Source organism: Klebsiella sp. 1SOBk5mer (assembly GCF_046603115.1).
Lineage (GTDB): Bacteria > Pseudomonadota > Gammaproteobacteria > Enterobacterales > Enterobacteriaceae > Klebsiella > Klebsiella quasipneumoniae.
Map to the genome: position 1 here is coordinate 120,836 of NZ_JBKIUU010000002.1, position 21,209 is coordinate 142,044.

General features: G+C 57.4%; 25 protein-coding genes. 7 read left to right on the forward strand and 18 right to left on the reverse strand.

The features are described 5' to 3' along the window. The first annotated feature begins 87 nt into the window (after positions 1-87). Positions 88-495 (forward strand): Spy/CpxP family protein refolding chaperone, encoded by a 408-nt coding sequence (locus ACLH1U_RS06220; RefSeq protein WP_032454162.1) that lies wholly within the window; start codon positions 88-90, stop codon positions 493-495. Positions 496-568: 73 nt separating this feature from the next. Here ACLH1U_RS06220 and ACLH1U_RS06225 read toward each other — a convergent pair whose 3' ends face one another. Beyond that, positions 569-736: a hypothetical protein gene (locus ACLH1U_RS06225; protein ID WP_004206134.1), complete on the reverse strand. Its 168-nt coding sequence runs from the start codon at positions 734-736 to the stop codon at positions 569-571. Positions 737-760: 24 nt separating this feature from the next. Further along, positions 761-1,462, reverse strand: a complete 702-nt coding sequence (locus tag ACLH1U_RS06230) for a pirin family protein (protein WP_023291096.1) — start codon at positions 1,460-1,462, stop codon at positions 761-763. A gap of 104 nt (positions 1,463-1,566) precedes the next feature. Between ACLH1U_RS06230 and ACLH1U_RS06235 the strand changes: the two genes are divergently transcribed. Then, a complete protein-coding gene (locus ACLH1U_RS06235; protein WP_004144865.1) occupies positions 1,567-2,463 on the forward strand; it encodes a LysR family transcriptional regulator in 897 nt (298 codons plus the stop codon). Between the two features lie 39 nt (positions 2,464-2,502). Here the strand turns inward: ACLH1U_RS06235 and ACLH1U_RS06240 are convergent, their stop codons facing one another. The 11 genes from ACLH1U_RS06240 to ACLH1U_RS06290 all read right to left on the reverse strand — a co-directional run bounded on the left by ACLH1U_RS06240 (position 2,503) and on the right by ACLH1U_RS06290 (position 9,974). After that, positions 2,503-2,871, reverse strand: coding sequence for a DUF805 domain-containing protein (locus tag ACLH1U_RS06240; RefSeq protein ID WP_017900662.1), 369 nt, complete (start codon positions 2,869-2,871; stop codon positions 2,503-2,505). A 126-nt stretch (positions 2,872-2,997) separates the two neighbouring features. After that, positions 2,998-3,984: a glutathione S-transferase family protein gene (locus ACLH1U_RS06245; RefSeq protein WP_023291095.1), complete on the reverse strand. Its 987-nt coding sequence runs from the start codon at positions 3,982-3,984 to the stop codon at positions 2,998-3,000. Positions 3,985-4,059: 75 nt separating this feature from the next. Further along, positions 4,060-4,452 (reverse strand): DoxX family protein, encoded by a 393-nt coding sequence (locus ACLH1U_RS06250; RefSeq protein WP_002917920.1) that lies wholly within the window; start codon positions 4,450-4,452, stop codon positions 4,060-4,062. Positions 4,453-4,812: 360 nt separating this feature from the next. Continuing rightward, positions 4,813-5,109 carry a YqjK-like family protein gene (locus tag ACLH1U_RS06255; RefSeq protein ID WP_023291094.1) on the reverse strand — a complete coding sequence of 99 codons (297 nt, stop codon included), beginning with the start codon at positions 5,107-5,109 and terminating at the stop codon, positions 4,813-4,815. Next, a complete protein-coding gene (locus ACLH1U_RS06260) occupies positions 5,106-5,504 on the reverse strand; it encodes a phage holin family protein (protein ID WP_023291093.1) in 399 nt (132 codons plus the stop codon). Before ACLH1U_RS06260 ends, ACLH1U_RS06255 begins: the two co-directional genes overlap by 4 nt. 2 nt (positions 5,505-5,506) lie before the next feature. Continuing rightward, positions 5,507-5,812 (reverse strand): YqjD family protein, encoded by a 306-nt coding sequence (locus tag ACLH1U_RS06265; RefSeq protein ID WP_002917916.1) that lies wholly within the window; start codon positions 5,810-5,812, stop codon positions 5,507-5,509. 45 nt (positions 5,813-5,857) lie between these two features. Beyond that, positions 5,858-6,226: a DUF1090 domain-containing protein gene (locus ACLH1U_RS06270; protein ID WP_004206124.1), complete on the reverse strand. Its 369-nt coding sequence runs from the start codon at positions 6,224-6,226 to the stop codon at positions 5,858-5,860. 149 nt (positions 6,227-6,375) lie between these two features. Then, positions 6,376-6,753, reverse strand: coding sequence for an EnvZ/OmpR regulon moderator MzrA (gene mzrA / locus ACLH1U_RS06275; RefSeq protein WP_072096611.1), 378 nt, complete (start codon positions 6,751-6,753; stop codon positions 6,376-6,378). A gap of 8 nt (positions 6,754-6,761) precedes the next feature. Continuing rightward, entirely contained in the window at positions 6,762-7,424 is a 663-nt protein-coding gene (gene yqjA, locus ACLH1U_RS06280; RefSeq protein WP_023291090.1) for a DedA family general envelope maintenance protein YqjA, read from the reverse strand. A gap of 341 nt (positions 7,425-7,765) precedes the next feature. Then, entirely contained in the window at positions 7,766-8,542 is a 777-nt protein-coding gene (exuR, locus tag ACLH1U_RS06285; protein WP_004206120.1) for a transcriptional regulator ExuR, read from the reverse strand. Between the two features lie 130 nt (positions 8,543-8,672). Further along, positions 8,673-9,974: an MFS transporter gene (locus ACLH1U_RS06290; protein ID WP_023291089.1), complete on the reverse strand. Its 1,302-nt coding sequence runs from the start codon at positions 9,972-9,974 to the stop codon at positions 8,673-8,675. Positions 9,975-10,454: 480 nt separating this feature from the next. On the opposite strand from ACLH1U_RS06290, the gene uxaC reads away from it, so the two are divergent. The 3 genes from uxaC to ACLH1U_RS06305 all read left to right on the forward strand — a co-directional run bounded on the left by uxaC (position 10,455) and on the right by ACLH1U_RS06305 (position 14,058). After that, entirely contained in the window at positions 10,455-11,867 is a 1,413-nt protein-coding gene (uxaC, locus tag ACLH1U_RS06295) for a glucuronate isomerase (protein WP_023291088.1), read from the forward strand. An 18-nt stretch (positions 11,868-11,885) separates the two neighbouring features. Then, on the forward strand, positions 11,886-13,373 hold the full coding sequence (locus ACLH1U_RS06300) for a UxaA family hydrolase (protein ID WP_044524824.1): 1,488 nt from the start codon (positions 11,886-11,888) through the stop codon (positions 13,371-13,373). Positions 13,374-13,503: 130 nt separating this feature from the next. Next, positions 13,504-14,058: a YgjV family protein gene (locus ACLH1U_RS06305; protein ID WP_049013415.1), complete on the forward strand. Its 555-nt coding sequence runs from the start codon at positions 13,504-13,506 to the stop codon at positions 14,056-14,058. 15 nt (positions 14,059-14,073) lie between these two features. Here the strand turns inward: ACLH1U_RS06305 and sstT are convergent, their stop codons facing one another. The 5 genes from sstT to ACLH1U_RS06330 form a co-directional block, all read right to left on the reverse strand. Further along, positions 14,074-15,321 (reverse strand): serine/threonine transporter SstT, encoded by a 1,248-nt coding sequence (gene sstT, locus ACLH1U_RS06310; protein ID WP_121936548.1) that lies wholly within the window; start codon positions 15,319-15,321, stop codon positions 14,074-14,076. 267 nt (positions 15,322-15,588) lie between these two features. Further along, positions 15,589-16,560 (reverse strand): TerC family protein, encoded by a 972-nt coding sequence (locus tag ACLH1U_RS06315; protein WP_004188496.1) that lies wholly within the window; start codon positions 16,558-16,560, stop codon positions 15,589-15,591. A gap of 272 nt (positions 16,561-16,832) precedes the next feature. Beyond that, positions 16,833-17,822, reverse strand: coding sequence for a Gfo/Idh/MocA family protein (locus ACLH1U_RS06320; RefSeq protein WP_032454157.1), 990 nt, complete (start codon positions 17,820-17,822; stop codon positions 16,833-16,835). A gap of 73 nt (positions 17,823-17,895) precedes the next feature. Continuing rightward, on the reverse strand, positions 17,896-18,396 hold the full coding sequence (locus tag ACLH1U_RS06325; RefSeq protein ID WP_275256870.1) for a M48 family metallopeptidase: 501 nt from the start codon (positions 18,394-18,396) through the stop codon (positions 17,896-17,898). 19 nt (positions 18,397-18,415) lie between these two features. Beyond that, positions 18,416-19,018, reverse strand: coding sequence for a helix-turn-helix domain-containing protein (locus ACLH1U_RS06330; RefSeq protein ID WP_043520967.1), 603 nt, complete (start codon positions 19,016-19,018; stop codon positions 18,416-18,418). 43 nt (positions 19,019-19,061) lie between these two features. Between ACLH1U_RS06330 and ACLH1U_RS06335 the strand changes: the two genes are divergently transcribed. Next, entirely contained in the window at positions 19,062-19,769 is a 708-nt protein-coding gene (locus ACLH1U_RS06335) for a B3/4 domain-containing protein (RefSeq protein ID WP_023291081.1), read from the forward strand. An 85-nt stretch (positions 19,770-19,854) separates the two neighbouring features. Then, positions 19,855-20,985 (forward strand): 23S rRNA (guanine(1835)-N(2))-methyltransferase RlmG, encoded by a 1,131-nt coding sequence (gene rlmG, locus ACLH1U_RS06340; RefSeq protein WP_044524820.1) that lies wholly within the window; start codon positions 19,855-19,857, stop codon positions 20,983-20,985. The last annotated feature ends 224 nt before the right edge of the window (positions 20,986-21,209 follow it).

Sequence of the window (21,209 nt, forward strand, 5' to 3'; positions counted from 1 at the left end):
TTATGTTCATGCTTTTTTACACATCGCCATTATTGTTCAGGGAATAATAGTGCGTCTTATCATGACGCACTTATACAGGATAATAAAATGACAAAAGTATCACGAGCTATATTATTGACCGCCGCCGTTGCAGGTTTTTCGCTGGCGGCGCAGGCCGCGGAAGTGACTGCGCCAGCACCCGCTAAGGACCCTATCGTTCAGCACTTAAAACTGACTTCCGATCAGGTGAGCAAAATTAACAGTCTGCATCAGCAAATGGAAAAAAACGTTGAGCAGATTTCACAGCAAGACATTAAAGATGGCGCGCTGATTAACGTGATTGATTCCGGTAAATGGAATGAGAAAGCGGTGAAGGATCAGCTGGCGGCATTCAGTAAAATTGATCAACAGGTACGTTATTATCGCGTGAAGTACTATTTTGATGTGAATCAGGTACTGACGCCAGAGCAGCGCACCCAGGTGAAAAAAGATCTTGCCGACGCGCTGAGTGAATAATGCCATCAGCCCCTTTCGGGGCCGGTATTAGCGGCAGGCCACCAACGATAGCCGAATAATCCATGCTGCAGCTTCAGGCGAGACTTTCTTCATCCCGCAGGCGAATCTCCGCCTCGGCGACGATGGCTTCCAGTTCGCTAAGCATCTCATCATAACCAAAGCTGACGACGCCGACGGTTTCCGGCGGCGTCGGGGCTAGCGGCGTCGGAGACGCCTTTTTTCTGTTTTTCTTCTTACTCACTGACAGACTCCATCCCTTCCGTTGTTACACCGGTAAATCTATCAGCAAAGCGCGCAGCGGCGTATCGGCGACGAGGGTAATGTTAGCTTCGTCACGAATAAATGCCCCATCACCACAGGTGAGAGCCTGTTTGGGTTGTTCCTGCGCGACGGCATGGACGGTGCCGTGGATCGACTGCAGGTAGGCGCGCGGGCCATGCAATTGCACGTTGATCTGCTCACCTTTTTCCAGCGCGATGTGATAGACCCAGGCCTGCTGGCGAAGCTGGAGGCTATTATTCCCCCCATCCGGTGAGGCCAGCAGCTGTAGCGGCGCGTTGGCGACCTCGATTTTCTGCTGCAGCGGGTTTTCCCGCTGCGGGCAGGCATCGAGCCATAGCTGCATTCGCGTTAACGACTGCTCTTTGCTCAGATTGTGCTCGCTATAGCTCACGCCAGGCTGAGTGGCGATAATCAACGCGTCGCCGGCCCTGGCCTGCAGGTGATTGCCGTCGCTGTCGCGATACTCCGCTTCGCCTTCCAGAATCAGGTTCAGGATATCGACCTTGGGATAAGTTCTGGCCTGGAACGAGGCCCCGGGGGCCAGCACTTCCTGATTGAGAACGCGTAAGGACGCGAAGCCCAGTAATTTTGGGTCGAAGTAGTGGCCAAAGGAGAAGGTGTAGCGGGCCTGCAGCCAGCCGAAGTCTGCTTGTCCGCATTGTTTGGCTGTTCGGGTAGTAATCATGTTCTTGACCTCTCTTTACACTAAATCAATGGTAAAGGTATGGACGCTGTATTGTTAGCCAGATATTCTGCCCGGTATGTTCAAATTTCCTGAATGAGAAAGCGATGGCTAAAGAGAGAGCATTAACGCTGGAAGCGTTACGCGTGATGGATGCGATCGACCGTCGCGGGAGCTTCGCTGCCGCGGCTGATGAACTGGGACGCGTGCCTTCCGCCCTGAGCTACACCATGCAAAAACTGGAGGAAGAGCTGGACGTGGTGCTGTTTGACCGCTCGGGTCATCGCACAAAGTTCACCAACGTCGGGCGTATGCTGCTGGAGCGCGGTCGCGTGCTGCTCGAGGCGGCGGACAAGCTCACCACCGATGCCGAAGCCCTGTCTCGCGGCTGGGAAACTCACCTGACGATCGTCACCGAAGCGCTGGTGCCCACGCCGGATCTGTTTCCGCTGATTGAGAAACTGGCGACCAAGTCCAACACCCAGCTGTCGATTATCACCGAGGTGCTGGCCGGCGCCTGGGAGCGGCTGGAGCAGGGGCGGGCGGATATCGTTGTCGCGCCGGATATGCATTTTCGTTCTTCTTCGGAGATTAACTCGCGCAAACTCTATTCGGTGCTCAGCGTGTACGTCGCGGCGCCGGACCACCCGATCCACCAGGAGCCTGAACCGCTCTCCGAGGTCACCCGCGTCAAATACCGTGGCGTCGCGGTGGCGGATACCGCGCGCGAGCGGCCCGTTCTCACCGTTCAGCTGCTGGATAAACAGCCGCGCTTAACGGTGAGCACCATTGAAGATAAGCGTCAGGCGCTGCTGGCCGGATTAGGCGTGGCGACCATGCCCTATCCACTGGTGGAGAAGGATATTGCTGAAGGACGCTTGCGGGTGGTCAGTCCGGAATATACCAATGAAATTGACATTATCATGGCCTGGCGACGGGACAGTATGGGCGAAGCGAAGTCCTGGTGCCTGCGCGAGATCCCTAAGCTGTTTGCCGGCAGATAGTCGAGGACGCTCCTCCCGCTAGCGGGAGGAGCAGGAAGATCAGTAGGAAAAGGGTTTTGGATCGGGCCCGAATCGGTTGTTGCCTTCCGTTCCGCGCTGGCAGTTAAAGATCAGGATCACCAGCCAGCCGATGACCGGGATCAACAGCAGCAGCAGCCACCATGCCGAACGGTCGGTGTCGTGCAGACGACGAAACTGCACCGCCCACCACGGTAAAAAGACCAGTATGCCATAGATGGTCGTCAGAATGCCTTCGCCGCCCGCCCGCTGCCAGCCCAGCATTTTATCGATGATGCTCAATACGCCGGTCAGGATGAGGTTGACCAGAATAAACATCCAGTACTCTTTGCGCCGCGCACGGCCGCCAAATCCTATATAGTTTTTTAATACCTTGAGATACCAGTCCATTTCTACGCCTCAATTAACCGTCAATCACTTGTTTTTTAAGCGATCGCAATAAGAATAGACGTGAATGAATGGTGGGTAAATATCTGTTTTCTGAATTATTGGGCGCCATCACTGGCGCCCGACGGATCAACGGAAGCGCTGGTCGCGACCGTGTGGTTCGCTGAGATCCTGCTGCGGCCCAATGGAGATGATGCCGGTAGGGTTAATGGTTTTATGGCTGCGGTAATAGTGGTGACGAATATGCGGAAAGCTCACCGTCTCCGCGATACCCGGCATCTGGTAGATGTCGCGCAGGAAGCCGTAGAGATTGAGATAATCGCTGATGCGTCGTTTGTCGCATTTAAAATGGGTCACATACACCGGGTCGAAGCGTACCAGCGTCGTCCACAGGCGAATATCCGCTTCCGTCAGCTGATTGCCCGTCAGGTAACGATGCTGACCGAGGATCTGCTCCAGCCGCTCCAGCGAGGTAAACACCGCATCCACCGCTTCGTCGTAAGCCTGCTGACTGGTGGCAAAGCCGGCTTTATACACGCCGTTATTGACGTTGTCATAGATCCAGCCGTTCAGTTCATCGATTTTTTCCCGCAGCGCCGGCGGGTAGTAATCCCCGGCTCTGGCGCCCAGGCCATCGAAGGCGGTATTAAACATACGGATGATTTCTGCCGACTCATTGCTGACGATGGTCTGCTGTTTTTTATCCCATAGTACCGGGACGGTGACGCGACCGGTGTAGTGCGGGTCGGCGTGCAGATACAGCTGATAGAGAAAATCGTGCTGATAAAGGGTGTCACCGGTGGCTTCCGGGAAGCTGTCGTCAAAAGTCCAGCCGTTTTCCAGCATCAGCGGATTGACCACGGAGACAGGGAGAAAAGGCTCCAGTCCTTTCAGCTTACGCATAATTAACGTGCGATGCGCCCACGGGCAGGCGAGAGAGACGTACAGATGATAGCGATCTTTTTCCGCCGCAAATCCCCCTTCACCACTCGGTCCGGCCGCGCCATCGGCGGTGAGCCAGTTACGGAAGGCGGAAACGGAACGCTTAAAACGCCCACCGGTGGATTTTGTGTCATACCAGGTATCCTGCCAGACGCCGTCGACTAATTGTCCCATCTTTATTCCTCCTTCAGACTTCAGATAGCAAAAGCGAGGAGTGGTCTCCTCGCTTTTTCATTCAGTATAGTGCGCTTACCATTTCTTATTCAGTACACGGTCGATACTGAAGGCGCCCGGTCCGGTAATGGCCAGCAGCAGGTAACCGCCAGCGATGGTCAGGTTTTTCATGAACATCAGGGAGTTCACGCCTTCCGCAAAGTTGCTGTGGAACAGGAACGCGGTCAACAGCGTAAAGCCTGCGGTGAACAGCGCGGTGGTCCGGGTCAGGAAACCGAACAGAATCGCCAGTCCGCCGCCGAATTCAAGGAGAATGGTCAGCGGCAGCAGCGCACCCGGTACGCCCATGGCTTCCATATACTGCTGGGTTCCCGCATAACCGGTGATTTTGCCCCATCCTGCAGTGATAAACAGAATCGGCATCAGAATGCGCGCTACCAGTACACCAACATCTTCTAATTTTTTCATTTCTTACTCCAGAAAACCCAAAGGGCGGCGGTTTTGTTTTTTAGCGCAATCCCGCGTAGTTACGCGGTGTTGCTGTCGATGGAGAGGATAGTAGCGAGGCGGAGAGGGAATTGTTAGCAAGGAAAACTGTAGATCTAGTTCAAAGTTTCTGAGTAATCGGTAAGAGGGGGCGAAAAATGCCTCAACGCGATAGGTCACGACCGGCGCTGGTAAAGGCCTGGCCGGGCGGAATGGCATGGGATCAGAGGGCTGGCTGACCGCGGATGGCGGCCAGGGGGCAAGTTTTTACGCGCGGCGTTGCGTATCGGGCGAGGAAGTGGCAGAGCGGGGCGCCGGGAAAAGCGCCCGCGCTCCGGGCGGCTAACGGACTGCCGACTGGCGCAGGATCCCGCGGACCAGCCGCCAGGTACTCCATAAACCCAGTCCGCGTTTGGTCCAGCGCATTAAAAAATGCGGGTGTCGGACGGACCACACGGCCATCAGACCGCTGCCCACCATCAGCCACGAACGTAAACTAAGCAGCGTATGCCAGCCGCGGTCTAAGGGCGCAGTCGCTTCCAGCCAGTGGCGGCGACAGGCGCTCAGCTCCAGCCGTTGCTGCTGGATCTGGCGCAGCAGCTGCGCCTTTTGCCGTTCACGCTCCTGTCGGCCATTCATGGTTTATCTTCCTCCAGAAGGGCACGGTCGTTCTCCAGCTCTCTTCGCGTCAGGCGCAGCAGCGTGGAGCGTCGCGCCTTACGTAAGGTAAGGATACCGACAATCGCGGCGGCGAGAAGCAGCACGACGGTGGTGGCGATCATGACGTGCAGGCGGTACTGAGCGTCAACGGCCCAGATAACCAGCACCAGCAGACTCATGAGGCCAAACGCGGCAAACAGCAGCGTCAGTCCGGTCATGATCAGCAGCTGGAAGAGGTTGGCTTTCTCCTCCTCCAGCTCCACGACGACCAGGCGCAGCCGTGTTTCCACCATTTCGACCAGCAGCGTAACGATACGCTGGCCAATGGAGAAGACGCGCTGACCCGGCCCCTGCGTGTGTTGAGTATTCGCCATAATCAGCGACGCGACAGCAGGACACCCAGCACCAGCCCGACGGCGGCGCCAATCCCGACCCCTGTCCACGGATTTTCGCGAACATAATCATCCGCTCGCGCGGCGGTCTCACGAGTTTGACGCAGAATCGCTTCGCTGGTCTCACCCAGACGGGCGCGGCTTTCTTTCAGCGCGCTCTCGGCTTTACTGCGCAGTTTACCCATCTCTTCTTTCGACTTGTCCGCCGAGGAATTCAGTACTTCCTCCAGGGTGTCCGCCAGCGTTTTCAGTTCTGCACGAAGGTCGTCAGTCACATTCTCTTTAGCCATGTCGTTCTCCTGTAGCGTGGTCCGTATTGCGAAAGTTAATAGTGATTAGTAATCCCGAGACTCCAGCGTTTTCAACTCCTGTTGCGCTTCATTGAGTTTATGCTGGCGTTTGTTGATTTTGTCCGCATCGCCTTTCTTCCGGGCTTCCTGCAGATCGCGCTGACGTTCAGCGATCTCTTCCCGCTGTTTGGCAATTTTTTGCTGATGATCGGCTTTGAGTTTACTGTCGCTGCAGTTCTCCCGTACCTGGCGTAGCGCGGTATTTAGCCCATCAATGCGACTTTGATTGTGATGCTTTTCGGCATAGCTGATCTCTCGTTGAATATCCTGCTCTTTTTCCTGGCAGGGAGAGGCGGCTATGGCGCTGGCGCTAAGTGAAGACAGGGCCAGAAGCAGAGCGATGCGGTGTTTCATGGATAGTACCTTCCATTGTCTTAGGGGATACCCGGAGGATAAACCCGTTCCCGTTGGTAAACGTGAATGCGTTGATTCACGCAGGTTTAAGCATAGTAACAAATGCGGGAAACCACCAGACTGCGTTGAAAACGCAGTCTGACGGCCGTTTACCCGAGCCGATGCGGCGCGTCGCGCAGGCGGGATAACCAGGCGGTGGGCGAGTTATCGTCTTCCAGCAAGGCGATAATATAACCATGAGGCAGAGCGCGGCCGAGAACCTCTTTCGCCGCCGCGCCCTGGGCGGTGGAATCAAACTTAATCAGCAGGCCATCCTTTTGCGGCGTAATGCTCTTGAAGCGGATACCGTTGGCGTCGAGGTGATGCCAGACGGAGAAACCATCCGGCATACTGACGCCCTGGCCAACCGGACGGATCGCCAGCGTGGCCTCCTGCTGCTGCACCGCCAGCCAGAGCCAGAACAGCGCGCAGAGCAGAAGAGAGCCACCCAGCAGCCAGCTGAGCTGGCGCAGGGAAGGGCGTTTTATGACCATCATTAGCCCCGGCTTCTGTATTTTTTCTTCCACAGCACCACCAGCGAGCCGACCAGTCCGAAGACCAACAGCGCAACCGGCAGGAGCATCAGGCAGGACATCAGCTGATCTTCATACTTAAGGAATACCGGGGTTTTGCCCAGCAGATAGCCCAGCGAGGTCAGGATGAGCACCCACAGCAGGCCGCTCATCCAGTTAAAGAACTGAAAGCGGGCGTTATTGAGGCCGGAAAGCCCGGCGATGGTCGGCAGCAGCGTGCGCACGAAGGCGATGAAGCGGCCGATCAGCAGCGCGGAGAGCCCATGTTTATGAAACAGGTGATGCGCGCGCTGATGATAGTGAGAAGGCAGATGCGACAGCCAGTTTTGCACGATCCGCGTATTGCCCAGCCAACGCCCCTGGATGTAGCTCAGCCAGCAGCCGAGGCTGGCGGCGGCAGTGAGCAGCAGCAACGTTTCCGGAAAGCCCATCGCCCCTTTGGCGATCAGCACGCCCACGAGCACAAGCAGGCTGTCCCCCGGCAAAAACGCGGCAGGCAGTAACCCGTTCTCAAGGAACAAAATCATAAACAAGACAAAATACAGCATGCCAATCATGGAGGGATTCGCGAGCGTTTCGTAATCCTGAGCCCACAAGGCATTCAATAACTGGGTTAATAGTTCCATTCACGATTCCTGGTACATCGGTTAACGGCACGTCTGAGCGCGCGGCATGTAGGGCGACAAGATTTTTATGAGATTATGGTCGCTGCTTCGGCGCTCTGAACGCTTCCCTGTATAAAATTGAAGTAAGTCGATACCTACTCCCAGAACGGCAAAATGCATCTAATTGTAACAAATCACCTGACTTTCCGTCAGAGAAATTGCAAGGTGTTGCTCGTTGATTTTGCTGATTGCGGCGATGGGAGGCGAGAGGATTTACACAGGCTGACACTATATATGTTTTGCTTACCCCAGCCTGTCTGGGGAACAGGCGCGCAGGGGCCGCGCGCCGGGGAGATAAAGGCTTATTTCGCGCCGTTGGCCGCTGTATCGAGATGAACCACCGGGTTTTCGGCAAATAAGTAGCGATCGGCATTAAATTCAAAGTCGTCGCTGGTTTCGTTAAACAGCATTTGCTTGGTATTTTCCAGATGCTGCCACATCGCCAGTTTGGCGGCGTTCGGATCTTTACGCAGCAGAGCCTTCAGGATCTGATCGTGGTCGTCGCACCAGTTATCGACGGTGCGCAGATCGATATGCTCATGCAGCTTTTTCCAGTACGGGTTATGCACGCGCTGGGTCCACATTTTTTCCACGATCGCCGCCAGGGCGCTATTCTGCGTGGCCAGCGCCACCTGGACGTGAAACTGCAGATCCCATTCGGAGTCGCGGAAACACTTCTCGTTGCGCGCTTTCTCCTGAATCTCCATCAGCTTCATGATGTCCTGCTTGGTCACCTGAGTGGCCGCGAATTCGGCGATATTGCTTTCAATAAGCTGCCGCGCCTGCAGCAGCTCAAAGGGGCCATAGTTGGCGAACTCCAGGCTTTCATCGGCCACCTGCTGGTATTTCGGATGGTTGGAGATGACGTGAATGCCCGACCCTTTGCGGACTTCGACATAGCCTTCCACTTCCAGCATGATAATGGCTTCACGAACCACGGTGCGGCTAACGTTTTTTTCATCGGCGATAAAGCGCTCGGCGGGCAGCTTATCCCCTACAAGGTAGACACCTTGTTCGATGCGCGTCTTCAGCTCAGCGGCAAGTTGCTGATAAAGACGGCGTGGTTCAATGATTTCCATATTCGCTCCCGCAAGATGGCGACAATATTCGATTTGTTATACCACTTTTACGCGATTTCCACCACTGGCAGGGATGAAAAAGCCGCCTGAGAAGGCGGCTTGGCAGGCGATCACCTCAGCATAAGCGTCTCTAACTCTGGGTGGCCGGTTTGCGGCTGCTAAGCGGCGTCGTGTCATCGTCAGCCGGTTTGTTTTTCAGCACCGTCCAGATGACCAGCGCGCCCAGCAGGTCAAAGACCGCCAGTACCGCAAACAGCGGGCTGAAACCGATGGTGTCTGCCAGCGCGCCGACGACCAGGGCGAACATGGTGCTCGCCAGCCAGGCGGCCATCCCGGTCAGACCGTTGGCGGTAGCGACTTCGTTACGGCCAAAGACGTCGGAAGAGAGGGTAATCAGCGCCCCGGACAGCGCCTGGTGAGCAAACCCGCCGATGCACAGCAGGGCAATCGCCACGTACGGGCTGGTGAACAGGCCGATCATCCCCGGGCCAATCATCAGCAGGGCGCCCATGGTGACCACCATTTTACGCGACACGATCAGGTTAACGCCGAACCAGCGCTGGAACAGCGGCGGCAGGTATCCACCGACGATGCAGCCGAGGTCGGCGAACAGCATCGGCATCCAGGCGAACATCGCGATCTCTTTCAGGTTAAAGCCGTAAACCTTAAACATGAACAGCGGGATCCAGGCGTTAAAGGTCCCCCAGGCCGGCTCGGCGAGGAAGCGCGGCAGGGCGATACCCCAGAACTGACGGTTGCGCAGGATCTCCCACGGCGACATTTTCTTCGCATTATTGGTCTGGTGTTGAGACTCCTGGCCGCCAATGATGTAGTCGCGTTCTTCGTCAGATAATTTCTTCTGGTCGCGCGGGTGTTTGTAGAAGATCAGCCAGGCGATGGCCCAGGCGAAGCTCAGAACCCCGGAGATAATGAACGCCATCTGCCAGCTGTGCATGACGATCGCCCACACCACCAGCGGCGGCGCGATCATGGCGCCGATAGAGGAACCTACGTTGAAGTAGCCCACCGCGATAGAGCGCTCTTTTGCCGGGAACCATTCGGAGCTGGCTTTCAGCCCGGCGGGGATCATCGCCGCTTCCGCCGCGCCCACCGCGCCGCGGGCCAGCGCCAGTCCGCCCCAGCTGCCGGCGAGGGCGGTCGAGCCGCAGAATATCGCCCAGGCGATAGCGAAGAAGGCATAGCCGACTTTAGTCCCCAGAATATCAAGGACATAACCTGCGACAGGCTGCATGACGGTATAGGCAGCGGAATAGGCTGCAATGATATAGGAGTACTGTTGGGTCGAGATGTGTAACTCTTCCATCAGCGTCGGCGCGGCCGCCGCCACGGTGTTACGGGTCAGGTAGCCCAGCACGGTGCCCAGCGTCACCAGTGCGATCATGTACCAACGTAACCCTTTAATTTTACGCATGTAAACCTCATCGTCTGTAATTTCTCCGCACCAGGTGCGGCCTCTCCTGACGGCGATACGCGGTCGGGAAAGCGAAACGGAGGGTTCAGGAGGGCGGTCCCCTCTGGCCCGAACCTTACCATCAGTTGTTATGTAAAAAGTCGGTATCCATTCCGTATAAGCCGATGCCATAAACACCGGTAAAGCATTCCGTCGGTTTATATGTTGCGACGGCAGAAAGATAACTTGTCATACAACTTTAAAAGTTGAGTGCTGTCACAAAAGCGGGAAAGTTAGTGTGGTCTTTATGATTGGCGAAGAAAGCCAGATACGGCGCGCTCTGGCGAGATGTTTGCCGCGCGCAGGCGGTTTTTTTTATCAGCGTTTATTGATCTAACTCACGAAAAACAGTTCGGTCTGTAGAAATTGGTGTGATAACTTTGTCAGCATTGTAGTCAATCATCTGAAAGGCTCCCGCTCCGGAGCGAAGAGGACACACGAATGACACCGTTTATGACCGAAGATTTTCTACTCGATAGCGAATTTGCCCGCCGCCTGTACCACGATTACGCCAAAGATCAGCCTATTTTCGACTACCATTGCCACCTTCCGCCGCAGCAGGTTGCCGAAAATTACCGTTTCAAAAATCTGTATGACATCTGGCTGAAAGGCGATCACTATAAATGGCGCGCGATGCGCACCAACGGCGTGCCGGAGCGTCTGTGTACCGGTGATGCCTCCGATCGCGAGAAATTTGACGCCTGGGCAGCCACCGTGCCTCACACGATTGGCAACCCGTTATACCACTGGACCCATTTAGAGCTGCGTCGCCCATTTGGTATTACAGGTAAGCTGCTGTCGCCTTCCACCGCCGATGAGATCTGGGACCAGTGCAATGCGTTACTGGCCCAGGACGCCTTCTCCGCCCGCGGGATCATGAAGCAGATGAATGTGAAGATGGTCGGCACCACCGACGATCCGATTGATTCCCTGGAACACCATGCGGTTGTCGCTAAAGACACTTCATTTGATATCAAGGTGTTGCCGAGCTGGCGCCCGGATAAAGCGTTCAACATCGAGCAGGCGACCTTCAATGACTATATGGCTAAGCTGGGTGAAGTGTCCGACACCGATATTCGCCGTTTTGCGGACCTGCAAAGCGCGCTGACCAAACGTCTGGACCACTTTGCCGCTCACGGTTGCAAAGTCTCCGACCACGCCCTGGACGTGGTGCTGTTTGCGGAAGCGACTGACGCCGAGCTGGACGCCATTCTGGCGCGTCGCCTGGCTGGCGAAACCCTCAGCGAACGCGAAGTGGCGCAGTTCAAAACCGCGGTGCTGGTGTTCCTCGGCGCAGAGTATGCCCGTCGCGGCTGGGTGCAGCAGTACCACATCGGCGCGCTGCGCAATAACAACCTGCGTCAGTTCAAACTGTTAGGCCCGGACGTTGGCTTTGACTCGATCAACGATCGCCCGATGGCTGAAGAGCTGTCTAAGCTGCTGAGCAAGCAGAACGAAGAGAACCTGCTGCCGAAAACCATTCTCTACTGCCTGAACCCGCGCGATAACGAAGTGCTGGGCACCATGATCGGTAACTTCCAGGGCGAAGGGATGCCGGGCAAGATGCAGTTCGGCTCCGGCTGGTGGTTCAACGATCAGAAAGACGGCATGGAGCGGCAGATGACCCAGCTGGCGCAGCTCGGCCTGCTGAGCCGCTTTGTCGGGATGCTGACCGACAGTCGCAGCTTCCTTTCCTACACCCGCCACGAATACTTCCGTCGTATTCTGTGCCAGATGATCGGCCGTTGGGTGGCCGCCGGCGAAGCGCCTGCGGATATCGCGCTGCTGGGCGAGATGGTGAAAAACATTTGCTTTAACAATGCGCGTGACTATTTCGCCATTGAACTGAACTAAGACCAGAGGTCGGTTGATATGCAATACATCAAAATCCATTCGCAGGATAACGTCGCGGTCGCGCTGGCGGATATGACGGCCGGTAGCGTGGTGACGATCGACAATGACCCGGTCACCCTCGGTCAGGATATCGTTCGCGGACACAAGTTTGCACTGCGCGCTATCGCGAAAGGGGAAAACGTCGTTAAGTATGGGTTGCCGATTGGCCATGCGCTGGCGGATATCGCGCCGGGCGAGCATGTCCATGCGCACAATACGCGCACCAATCTCAGCGACCTTGACGCGTATCGCTATCAACCGGAGCAGGTTGCCCAACCGCCGCAGCCAGCGGATCGCGAAGTGCAGATTTATCGTCGCGCCAATGGCGACGTCGGGGTGCGCAATGAGCTATGGATCCTGCCGACCGTCGGCTGCGTCAACGCCATGGCCCGTCAGATGCAGAACCGTTTTCTGAAAGAGGCGAACGGCGCCGAAGATATCGATGGGGTGCATCTCTTCAGCCATACCTACGGTTGCTCACAGCTCGGGGACGACCACATCAACACCCGCACCATGCTGCAGAATATGGTCCGCCATCCGAACGCCGGAGCGGTGCTGGTGGTGGGCCTTGGCTGTGAAAACAACCAGGTGGATGCTTTTCGCGAAACGCTGGGCGAGTATGATCCGCAGCGCGTGCACTTTATGGTTTGTCAGCATCAGGACGATGAAGTGGAGGCAGGGGTGGCGCATCTCCACCAGCTGTATGACGTGATGCGTCAGGATAAACGTCAGCCGGGCAAGCTGAGCGAGCTGAAGTTTGGCCTCGAGTGCGGTGGGTCGGACGGCCTGTCCGGCATCACCGCTAACCCGATGCTGGGGCGCTTCTCAGACTATGTGATCGCCAACGGCGGCACCACCGTGCTGACCGAAGTGCCGGAGATGTTCGGCGCCGAACAGCTGCTGATGAGCCACTGCCGCGACGAAGCGACCTTCGACAAGCTGGTGACCATGGTCAATGACTTTAAGCAGTACTTTATCGCTCACGACCAGCCTATTTACGAAAACCCTTCGCCGGGCAACAAGGCCGGGGGGATCACCACCCTCGAAGATAAGTCGCTGGGCTGTACCCAGAAAGCGGGCTCCAGCCAGGTGGTGGATGTCCTGCGCTACGGCGAGCGTCTGAAGGTACATGGTCTGAACTTGCTGAGCGCGCCGGGCAATGATGCTGTCGCCACCAGCGCGCTGGCCGGCGCCGGCTGCCATATGGTGCTGTTCAGCACCGGCCGCGGCACGCCGTACGGCGGCTTTGTGCCGACGGTAAAAATCGCCACCAACAGCGAGCTGGCGGCAAAGAAAAAGCACTGGATCGACTTCGATGCCGGACAGCTGATCCACGGCAAAGCGATGCCGCAGCTGCTGGAGGAGTTCGTGGACACCATTGTGGCTTTCGCCAACGGCAAACCGACCTGTAATGAGCAGAATGACTTCCGCGAGCTGGCCATCTTTAAAAGCGGTGTTACCCTGTAAAGGCGCATTCATATTGGCGCCCGGGCGGCGTTGATCGCGCATTGGCCTGATAGCGCAGCGTCATCGGGTAAGCAACAGCGGCGTTTCAGCCTGTGAAGCGCCGTTTGTTTTTTTCTCTCAGGGAGCTTTCATGACCGCATATTGGCTGGCCCAGGGGGTCGGCGTCATCGCCTTTCTTATCGGCATTACCACCTTTATCAACCGCGACGAACGTCGCTTCAGGCTTCAGCTGGCGGTCTATAGCGGCGTTATCGGCGTCCATTTCTTCCTGATGGGCGCCGCGCCTGCCGGGATGAGCGCCGGGCTTAATGCGCTCCGCACGGTCATTTCCCTGCGCACCCGCAGCCTGTGGGTGATGACGATCTTTATCCTGCTGACGCTGATCCTCGGCCTTGGCAAGCTGCAGCATGCTATGGAGCTGCTGCCGATTATTGGCACTGTCGCCAGCACCTGGGCGCTGTTTCGCTGTAAAGGGCTGACCGTCCGCTGCGTGATGTGGTGCTCCACCGCCTGCTGGGCGACGCATAACCTGTGGCTGGGTTCCATCGGCGGGACGCTGATTGAAGGCAGCTTCCTGATCGTCAACGGCCTGAACATTATTCGCTTCCGCCGGATGCAAAAGCGGGGTATCGACCCGTTCAGGGTTGAAAACGCGGTGCAGGAAGAGAGCCCCTCCGCACGGTAGCGGAGGGGAAAGGCATTAGCTACGCAGGGCGTTTTTCGCCAGCTGGTCGTCTTCCGCCATGCAGGCGGCGGCGGTAAACAGGGCGTCGGTGGAGGAGTTCAGCGCGGTTTCGCAAGAATCCTGCAGCACCCCGATGATAAAGCCGACGGCAACCACCTGCATCGCCACATCGTTCGGAATACCAAACATATTACAGGCCAGCGGGATCAGCAGCAGCGAACCGCCCGCCACGCCGGAGGCGCCGCAGGCGCACAGCGAAGCGACCACGCTCAGCAACAGCGCCGTCGGCAGATCCACCGGAACATTCAGCGTATGGACCGCCGCCAGCGTCAGCACGGTGATCGTGATTGCCGCGCCCGCCATATTGATGGTTGCCCCCAGCGGAATGGAGACCGAATAGGTATCGCGATCCAGGTTCAGCTTCTCACACAGCGCCATATTCACCGGAATATTAGCGGCGGAGCTGCGGGTGAAAAACGCGTAGACGCCGCTTTCGCGCAGGCAGGTCAGCACCAGCGGATAGGGGTTGCGGCGGAGCTTCCAGAACACCAGCAGCGGATTAATCACCAGCGCCACCAGCAGCATACAGCCCACCAGCACCAGCAGCAGCTGGGCGTAACCCCACAGGGTTTCAAAACCGGTAGTCGCCAGGGTGGAAGAGACCAGACCGAAGATCCCCAGCGGCGCAAAGCGGATCACCACTTTAACGATAAAGGTCACCGCGTGGGAGACATCGTTGATCAGGTTTTTAGTGCTGTCGTTACCCTGGCGCAGGGCGAAGCCAAGGCCCACCGCCCACACCAGAATACCGATATAGTTGGCGTTCAGCAGGGCGTCGATCGGGTTGGACACCATGCTCATTAGCAGGCCGCGCAGCACCTCAACAATCCCCGACGGCGGCGTGATGCTGTCGGCGGCGGTGGTTAAGTGCAGGGTCGAGGGAAAGACAAAACTGAACAACACCGCGGTCAGCGCCGCGCTGAAGGTGCCCAGCAGATAGAGAAACAGAATGGGGCGGATACTGGTTTTTTGTCCGTGCTGATGGTTGGCGATCGAGGCCATGACGAGCATCAATACCAGCACCGGCGCTACCGCCTTCAACGCGCCGACGAACAGGGTCCCCAGCAGGCCGACGGCGATGGCCGCAGGCTTAGAGACCAGCGCCAGCAGCACGCCAAGTACCAGGCCGACTAAAATTTGTTTCACCAGGCTGCCTTGTGCCAGGCGGGAAAGCCACCCTGATGAGGGAGTGCGTGTGGTCATAATTCATTCCTTCCAGTGATGTAGCAAGCCATCCCAGCCACGTATTATTTGTTACGTTTATGTCAGGATGTAAGTATATGTTTGCATAGTCGAGTATACGGAAAGAATGACGGGCGGGAAGCGCAAAATACTGTGATTTTAATCTGGATCTTATTTTTTAACTATGTAGCAACATAATTGTGACATGAGCAGGCATTATCGTTACGAAAAGATCTGCTATAGCCGATTACCGCGCCGCCAGCGGGGGCCGACGGCGCGCCAGGCAGGTTACTCAGGCAGTTTGCGCTGCTTGTCGTGCTGCTTGTTGACCCAGGCGTTAATCAACAGCGTGACGGTCAGGATACCACCCACGACCCCCAGCGAGATGGCGACCGGGATATGGTAGAAATCGACGATCAGCATCTTCACGCCAATAAACACCAGGATCACCGACAGGCCATATTTGAGCATCGAGAAGCGCTCAGCGACCCCCGCCAGCAGGAAGTACATGGCGCGCAGGCCGAGAATGGCAAACAGGTTCGAGGTCAGCACGATAAACGGGTCGGTGGTGACCGCGAAGATCGCCGGGATACTGTCGACGGCGAATATCACATCGCTTAGCTCGACCAGAATCAACACCAGCAGCAGCGGCGTGGCGAACAGCACCCCGTTTTTACGGGTGAAGAAGCGCTCGCTCTCGATTTTATCGGTCATTCGCAGATGGCTGCGGATCCAGCGCACCAGCGGTTTGTCGCCGATGCCGGAATCGTCCTCTTTCGCCAGCGCCATCTTCACGCCGGTAAACAGCAGGAAGGCGCCGAAGACGTACAGCAGCCAGTCGAACTGGGAGATAAGCCAGCTGCCGGCGAAGATCATAATGGTGCGCAGAACAATCGCCCCGAGGACGCCATACACCAGCACCCGGCGCTGCAGAGCAGGCGGCACGGCGAAGTAGCTGAACAGCATCAGCCAGACGAAGACGTTATCGACTGCCAGCGCTTTTTCAATCAGATAGCCGGTGAGGAAGGCCAGGGCCTGCGGATCGGCGACGGCGCGGCCCTGGGTTTGCACCAGGTACCACCAGAACGCGGCGTTAAACAACAGAGAAAGTGTGACCCAGAGGATAGACCAGCCAGCGGCCTGCTTCATGGTCATGCTATGCGAACCGCGTCGTCCCTGAAGCAGCAGGTCGATCGCCAACATGATCGCGACGACGACAGCGAATCCACCCCATAGCAACGGCGTGCCGACAGTATTCATTTGATATTCCTTACATAAAAACAAAAACGGCTGACGTCGGAAGACGGCAGCCGCTGCGCTTTTATGCATAGACCTCGCCTTCCGGCAAGGTCTCACTTACAACAACCAAAGTTCATCGCGATGGGCTTTGGTAATTGCCCGGCGACCGGATGCGGTGTTACACGCATCGTAATGACGATCGGCCGGCAAGGAAGTTACTCCCCTTTGCTCGTAACAAAATATGTCACGGGGCGGTTTTCGTCAATGGCGGCCAGACGGGCCTTTACACTCTTTTACGCCAGCGGCTGCGTATCGGCCGGGAAGATCACCCCGGTCTGGCGACGAATTTCGCTCGACAGTTTCGCCGTGATACGGCTCACTGCCAGGCCCGGATGGTCGACATCGTCTGTTTCCACCAGCCGCGCGAAGGTCTCCGCCTCGTACAGCATAGTATTGATATGCTGCGGCTGCGTCAGGTCCTGGGCTTTGCCGCCGCGCGGCACAAACGCCAGCTTCTGGCACTCGGAGATTTTTTCGATCACTAATACGCCGTCTTCGCCCTGAATTTCACTGGGGATCGCCGAGTCGCTCACCTTGGAATGATGCAGCGTCACGTCGAAGTCGCCGTAGCTCAGCACCACGGTGCCCTGGGCGTCCACGCCGCTGTCCAGCAGGCTGGCGGTGGCATGAACAGCCCGCGGTTCGCCCCACAGCGCCACAGCGGACGCCAGGCAATAGAAGCCGATATCCATAATCGAACCGTTGGAGAACGCCGGATTAAAGGTGTTGGGGTTTTCGCCGTCGAGGTAGCGCTGGTAGCGCGAAGAGTACTGGCAGTAGTTAATGAAGGCTTTACGCAGTTTACCCACTTTGCCGAGGGTTTCCTTCAGCAGCAGAAAGTTGGGCAGGCTGGCGGTTTTGAAGGCTTCAAACAGCACCACGTTGTTGGCTTTCGCCACCGCGATGGCCGCCTCGACCTCCTGCAGATTCGACGCCAGCGGTTTTTCGCAAATGACGTGCTTTTTGTGGCTCAGGAACAGCCGCGTCTGCGGGAAGTGCAGGGAGTTCGGGCTGGCGATATATACCGCGTCAATGGCGTCGCTTTGCGCCAGCGACTCCAGCGAGGTAAACAGATGCTCGACCGGATAGTCATTGGCGAAGGCTTGCGCCTGTTCGAGGCTGCGGGAGTAGATGGCGGTAAGTTTATATTTGCCGGTTTCATGGGCGGCATCGACAAACTGCTTAGTGATCCAGTTTGTGCCAACAACTGCGAAACGTATCATAAACGGTGACGAACTCCATTAAAGGGAACCTGTCGTCACTCTATCATGCCCCCATGACAAAACCAGTGCGTGACTACGCAGAACGATTTAACGAAAGGTGCGTCAGCCACAGGCGGGTGTCGAACTCCAGCTGATGGTACTGCGGCTCCATATGGCAGCACAGCTGGTAGAAGGCTTTGTTGTGCTCCTTCTCTTTCAGATGCGCCAGTTCATGGACCACGATCATCCGCAAAAAGTCCTCCGGCGCGTCGCGAAATACCGTCGCCACGCGGATCTCCGCTTTGGCTTTCAGCTTGCCGCCCTGAACGCGGGAAATGGCGGTATGCAGGCCGAGCGCATTGTTCAGCACGTGGATCTTACTGTCATACATCACTTTGTTGATCGGCACCGCGCCGCGCAGAAAGCGGTTTTTCAATTCCTGAGTGTACTGATATAGCGCTTTATCGCTGTTAACGTCGTGCCCATGCGGATAGCGCTTTTGCAGCACCTCTCCAAGGCGGTTTTGCTCGATTAATGTGGTCACCTGCGCCAGCAGCGATTCAGGATAGCCCTGTAAATAAATGAGTTTTGTCATCGTCTTATCATTATGTCTGTCAGGAGGGCAGTTCAGCCACGGTCATGGTAAAGACCAGCGGCGCGGGTCCCGCATTCCGGTACCCGTGTTCTGTTTCGGTACGGGCCACCGCGGATTCCCCGGCCGCCACCGTGCGGCAGGTTTCGCCAAGCGTCAGCGTCAGCGCGCCGGCTTCCACGTGCAGCAGCTCGAAGGTCGTCGCCGGATGGCCGGGCGAGGTAAAGGCTTCGCCGGGCTGCATCTCCCAGCGCCACAGCTCAATCATATTCGGCCCGGCGGTGCCGGCGAGGAGCCTGGCGCTGCCCCCCAGCGGGCCTTGCCAGAGGGTGGGGATCTGCTCGGCGGGAATAATATGCAACGCGGGTTCGCTAGCCACATTGACAATATCCGCCACCGAGACGCCCAGCGCGGCGGCGAGTTTGCAGAGGATCGCAATGCTGGGGTTGGCGGCCTCTTTTTCCATCTCGACCAGCATGCCTTTGCTGATGCTGGCCCGGCGCGACAGCTCGTCCAGCGACATTTTTTTCGCTTTACGGTAGGCCTTCAGCCGCGTGGCGACGGCGCGACTTACCTGGTCGACATCAGATCCTGAATCGGTCGTTATATTGACTTTTACGTTCATTGGTCACTATGATGAAACAAATTGGTCATTACAGGATTATCGAATGCGTAGCGTAACGCCGTCAATCGAATCTGCGGTCAGCCGCCTGGCGCCGGGCTTTCGGGCATTAAGTATTGTGGTGGAGAGCGCGCCGGTGGCCAATCCCGCCGTCGCGGAACAGGCGCTGGCCGAGGCCTGCCTGGCGGTGCAGCAGGATGATGTGCCCTGGGCGCAAGCGCACCTGGCGGCATGGGATGAAGCGTTCAGCGCCTTCGGCGCGAAGGCGAAACGTACCCCCTGTTCGGCGCAGGCGCTGCGCAAGCGGGTGCTGAAGGAGGGGAGCCTGCCGGCCATCGATCCGGTGGTGGATATCTACAACGCGATCAGCATTCGCTATGCCATCCCGGTCGGTGGGGAAAATCTGGCCGCCTACCGTGGCGAACCGCGACTGGCCATTGCCCGCGGCGATGAGCCATTCGATACGCTAAAATCGGCAGAGCCGGTGGTGGAATATCCGGAGCCGGGCGAAGTCATCTGGCGGGATGATATAGGCGTAACCTGCCGACGCTGGAACTGGCGGCAGGGCGTACGCACCCGGCTGGACAGCGGCGCGCAGACGATGTGGTTTATTCTCGAAAGCCTGCCGGCGATGCCGTTGTCGGCCCTGCATGAGGCGGGAGAGCGGCTGGTAGGCTATCTGCAGCAGCTCATGCCCGGCGCCCGCGCCTCGATAACGCTGCTGCGAGCCGATGACGAGGGCGATCTACGCTGAGCGGCGATGATCAGCGATCTCTCTTCAACTGGACAGGATTTGCGTATAAACTCGCGGGTTTTACTATTCCGGAGGCGGAGAGGCGATGAGCCAGGCAGAGTTAAACGGTGAGTTATTCACATTAGAGCGGTTCCCACCTAACGCTGAAGAAGAAGCGCTTCAGGCGTGGGAAGCGGCGGATGAATATCTGCTGCAACAGGTGAATGACGTCGACGGCCTGACGCTCATCTTCAACGATGGCTTCGGCGCGCTCGCCTGCGCGCTGGCGGAACGCAACCCGGTGAGCATCAACGACTCCTTTATCTCCGAGCTGGCGACCCGCCACAACCTGCGGATGAACGGCATTGATGAAGAGAGTGTGCGTTTTCAGGATAGCCTGAGCCCGCTGCCGGCCGCGCCGGCGCTGGTGCTGATTAAGGTGCCAAAGCAGCTGGCGCTGCTGGAACAGCAGCTTCGCGCCCTGCGCGAAGTGGTGACGCCGGAAACCCGCATTATCGCCGCGGCGAAAGCGCGCGATGTGCATAACTCGACGCTGGCGCTGTTTGAAAAAATCCTCGGCACCACCACCACCTCGCTGGCGTGGAAAAAAGCGCGTCTGATCCACTGCGTTTTCACCGCCCCTGAGCTTGCCGATGCGCCGCAAACCTACAGCTGGAAGCTGGACGGCACGCCGTGGACCATCCACAACCATGCCAACGTCTTTGCCCGCAGTGGTCTGGATATCGGTGCGCGCTTCTTCCTGCAGCATTTACCGTCTGATTTAGAAGGCGAGATCGCCGATCTCGGCTGCGGCAACGGAGTGATTGGCCTGCAGGCGCTGGCGCAGAACCCCCATGCCCGCGTGATGTTCACCGATGAGTCGCACATGGCGGTGGCTTCCAGCCGGTTGAACGTTGAGCACAACCTGCCGGACGATATTGACCGTTGTGAATTTATGGTCAACAACTCGCTCTCCGGCATTGAGCCGGACCGCTTTACGGCGATCCTGTGCAATCCGCCGTTCCACCAGCAGCACGCCATTACCGACCATATCGCCTGGCAGATGTTTAACGACGCCCGCCGCAGCCTGAAATACGGCGGCGAGCTGTACGTCGTCGGCAACCGTCATCTCGACTACTTCCGTAAGCTGAAGCGCGCTTTTGGTAACTGCACGACGATTGCGACGAACAATAAGTTCGTGATTTTGAAAGCGACGAAGGTGCGTAAGCAGCGCTGATCCGTGTGGCTATTTCCCCGGCTTGCGGCTGTCGCCTTAGCCGGGCTACCGACTGTCGCCTTAGCCGGGCTACCGACTGTCGCTTTAACCGGGCTACCGACTGTCGCCTTAGCCGGGCTACCGACTGTCGCTTTAGCCGGGCTACCGACTGTCGCCTTAGCCGGGCTACCGACTGTCGCTTTAGCCGGGCTACCGTTCGGGATTATCGTGGTAGCCCGGGGAAG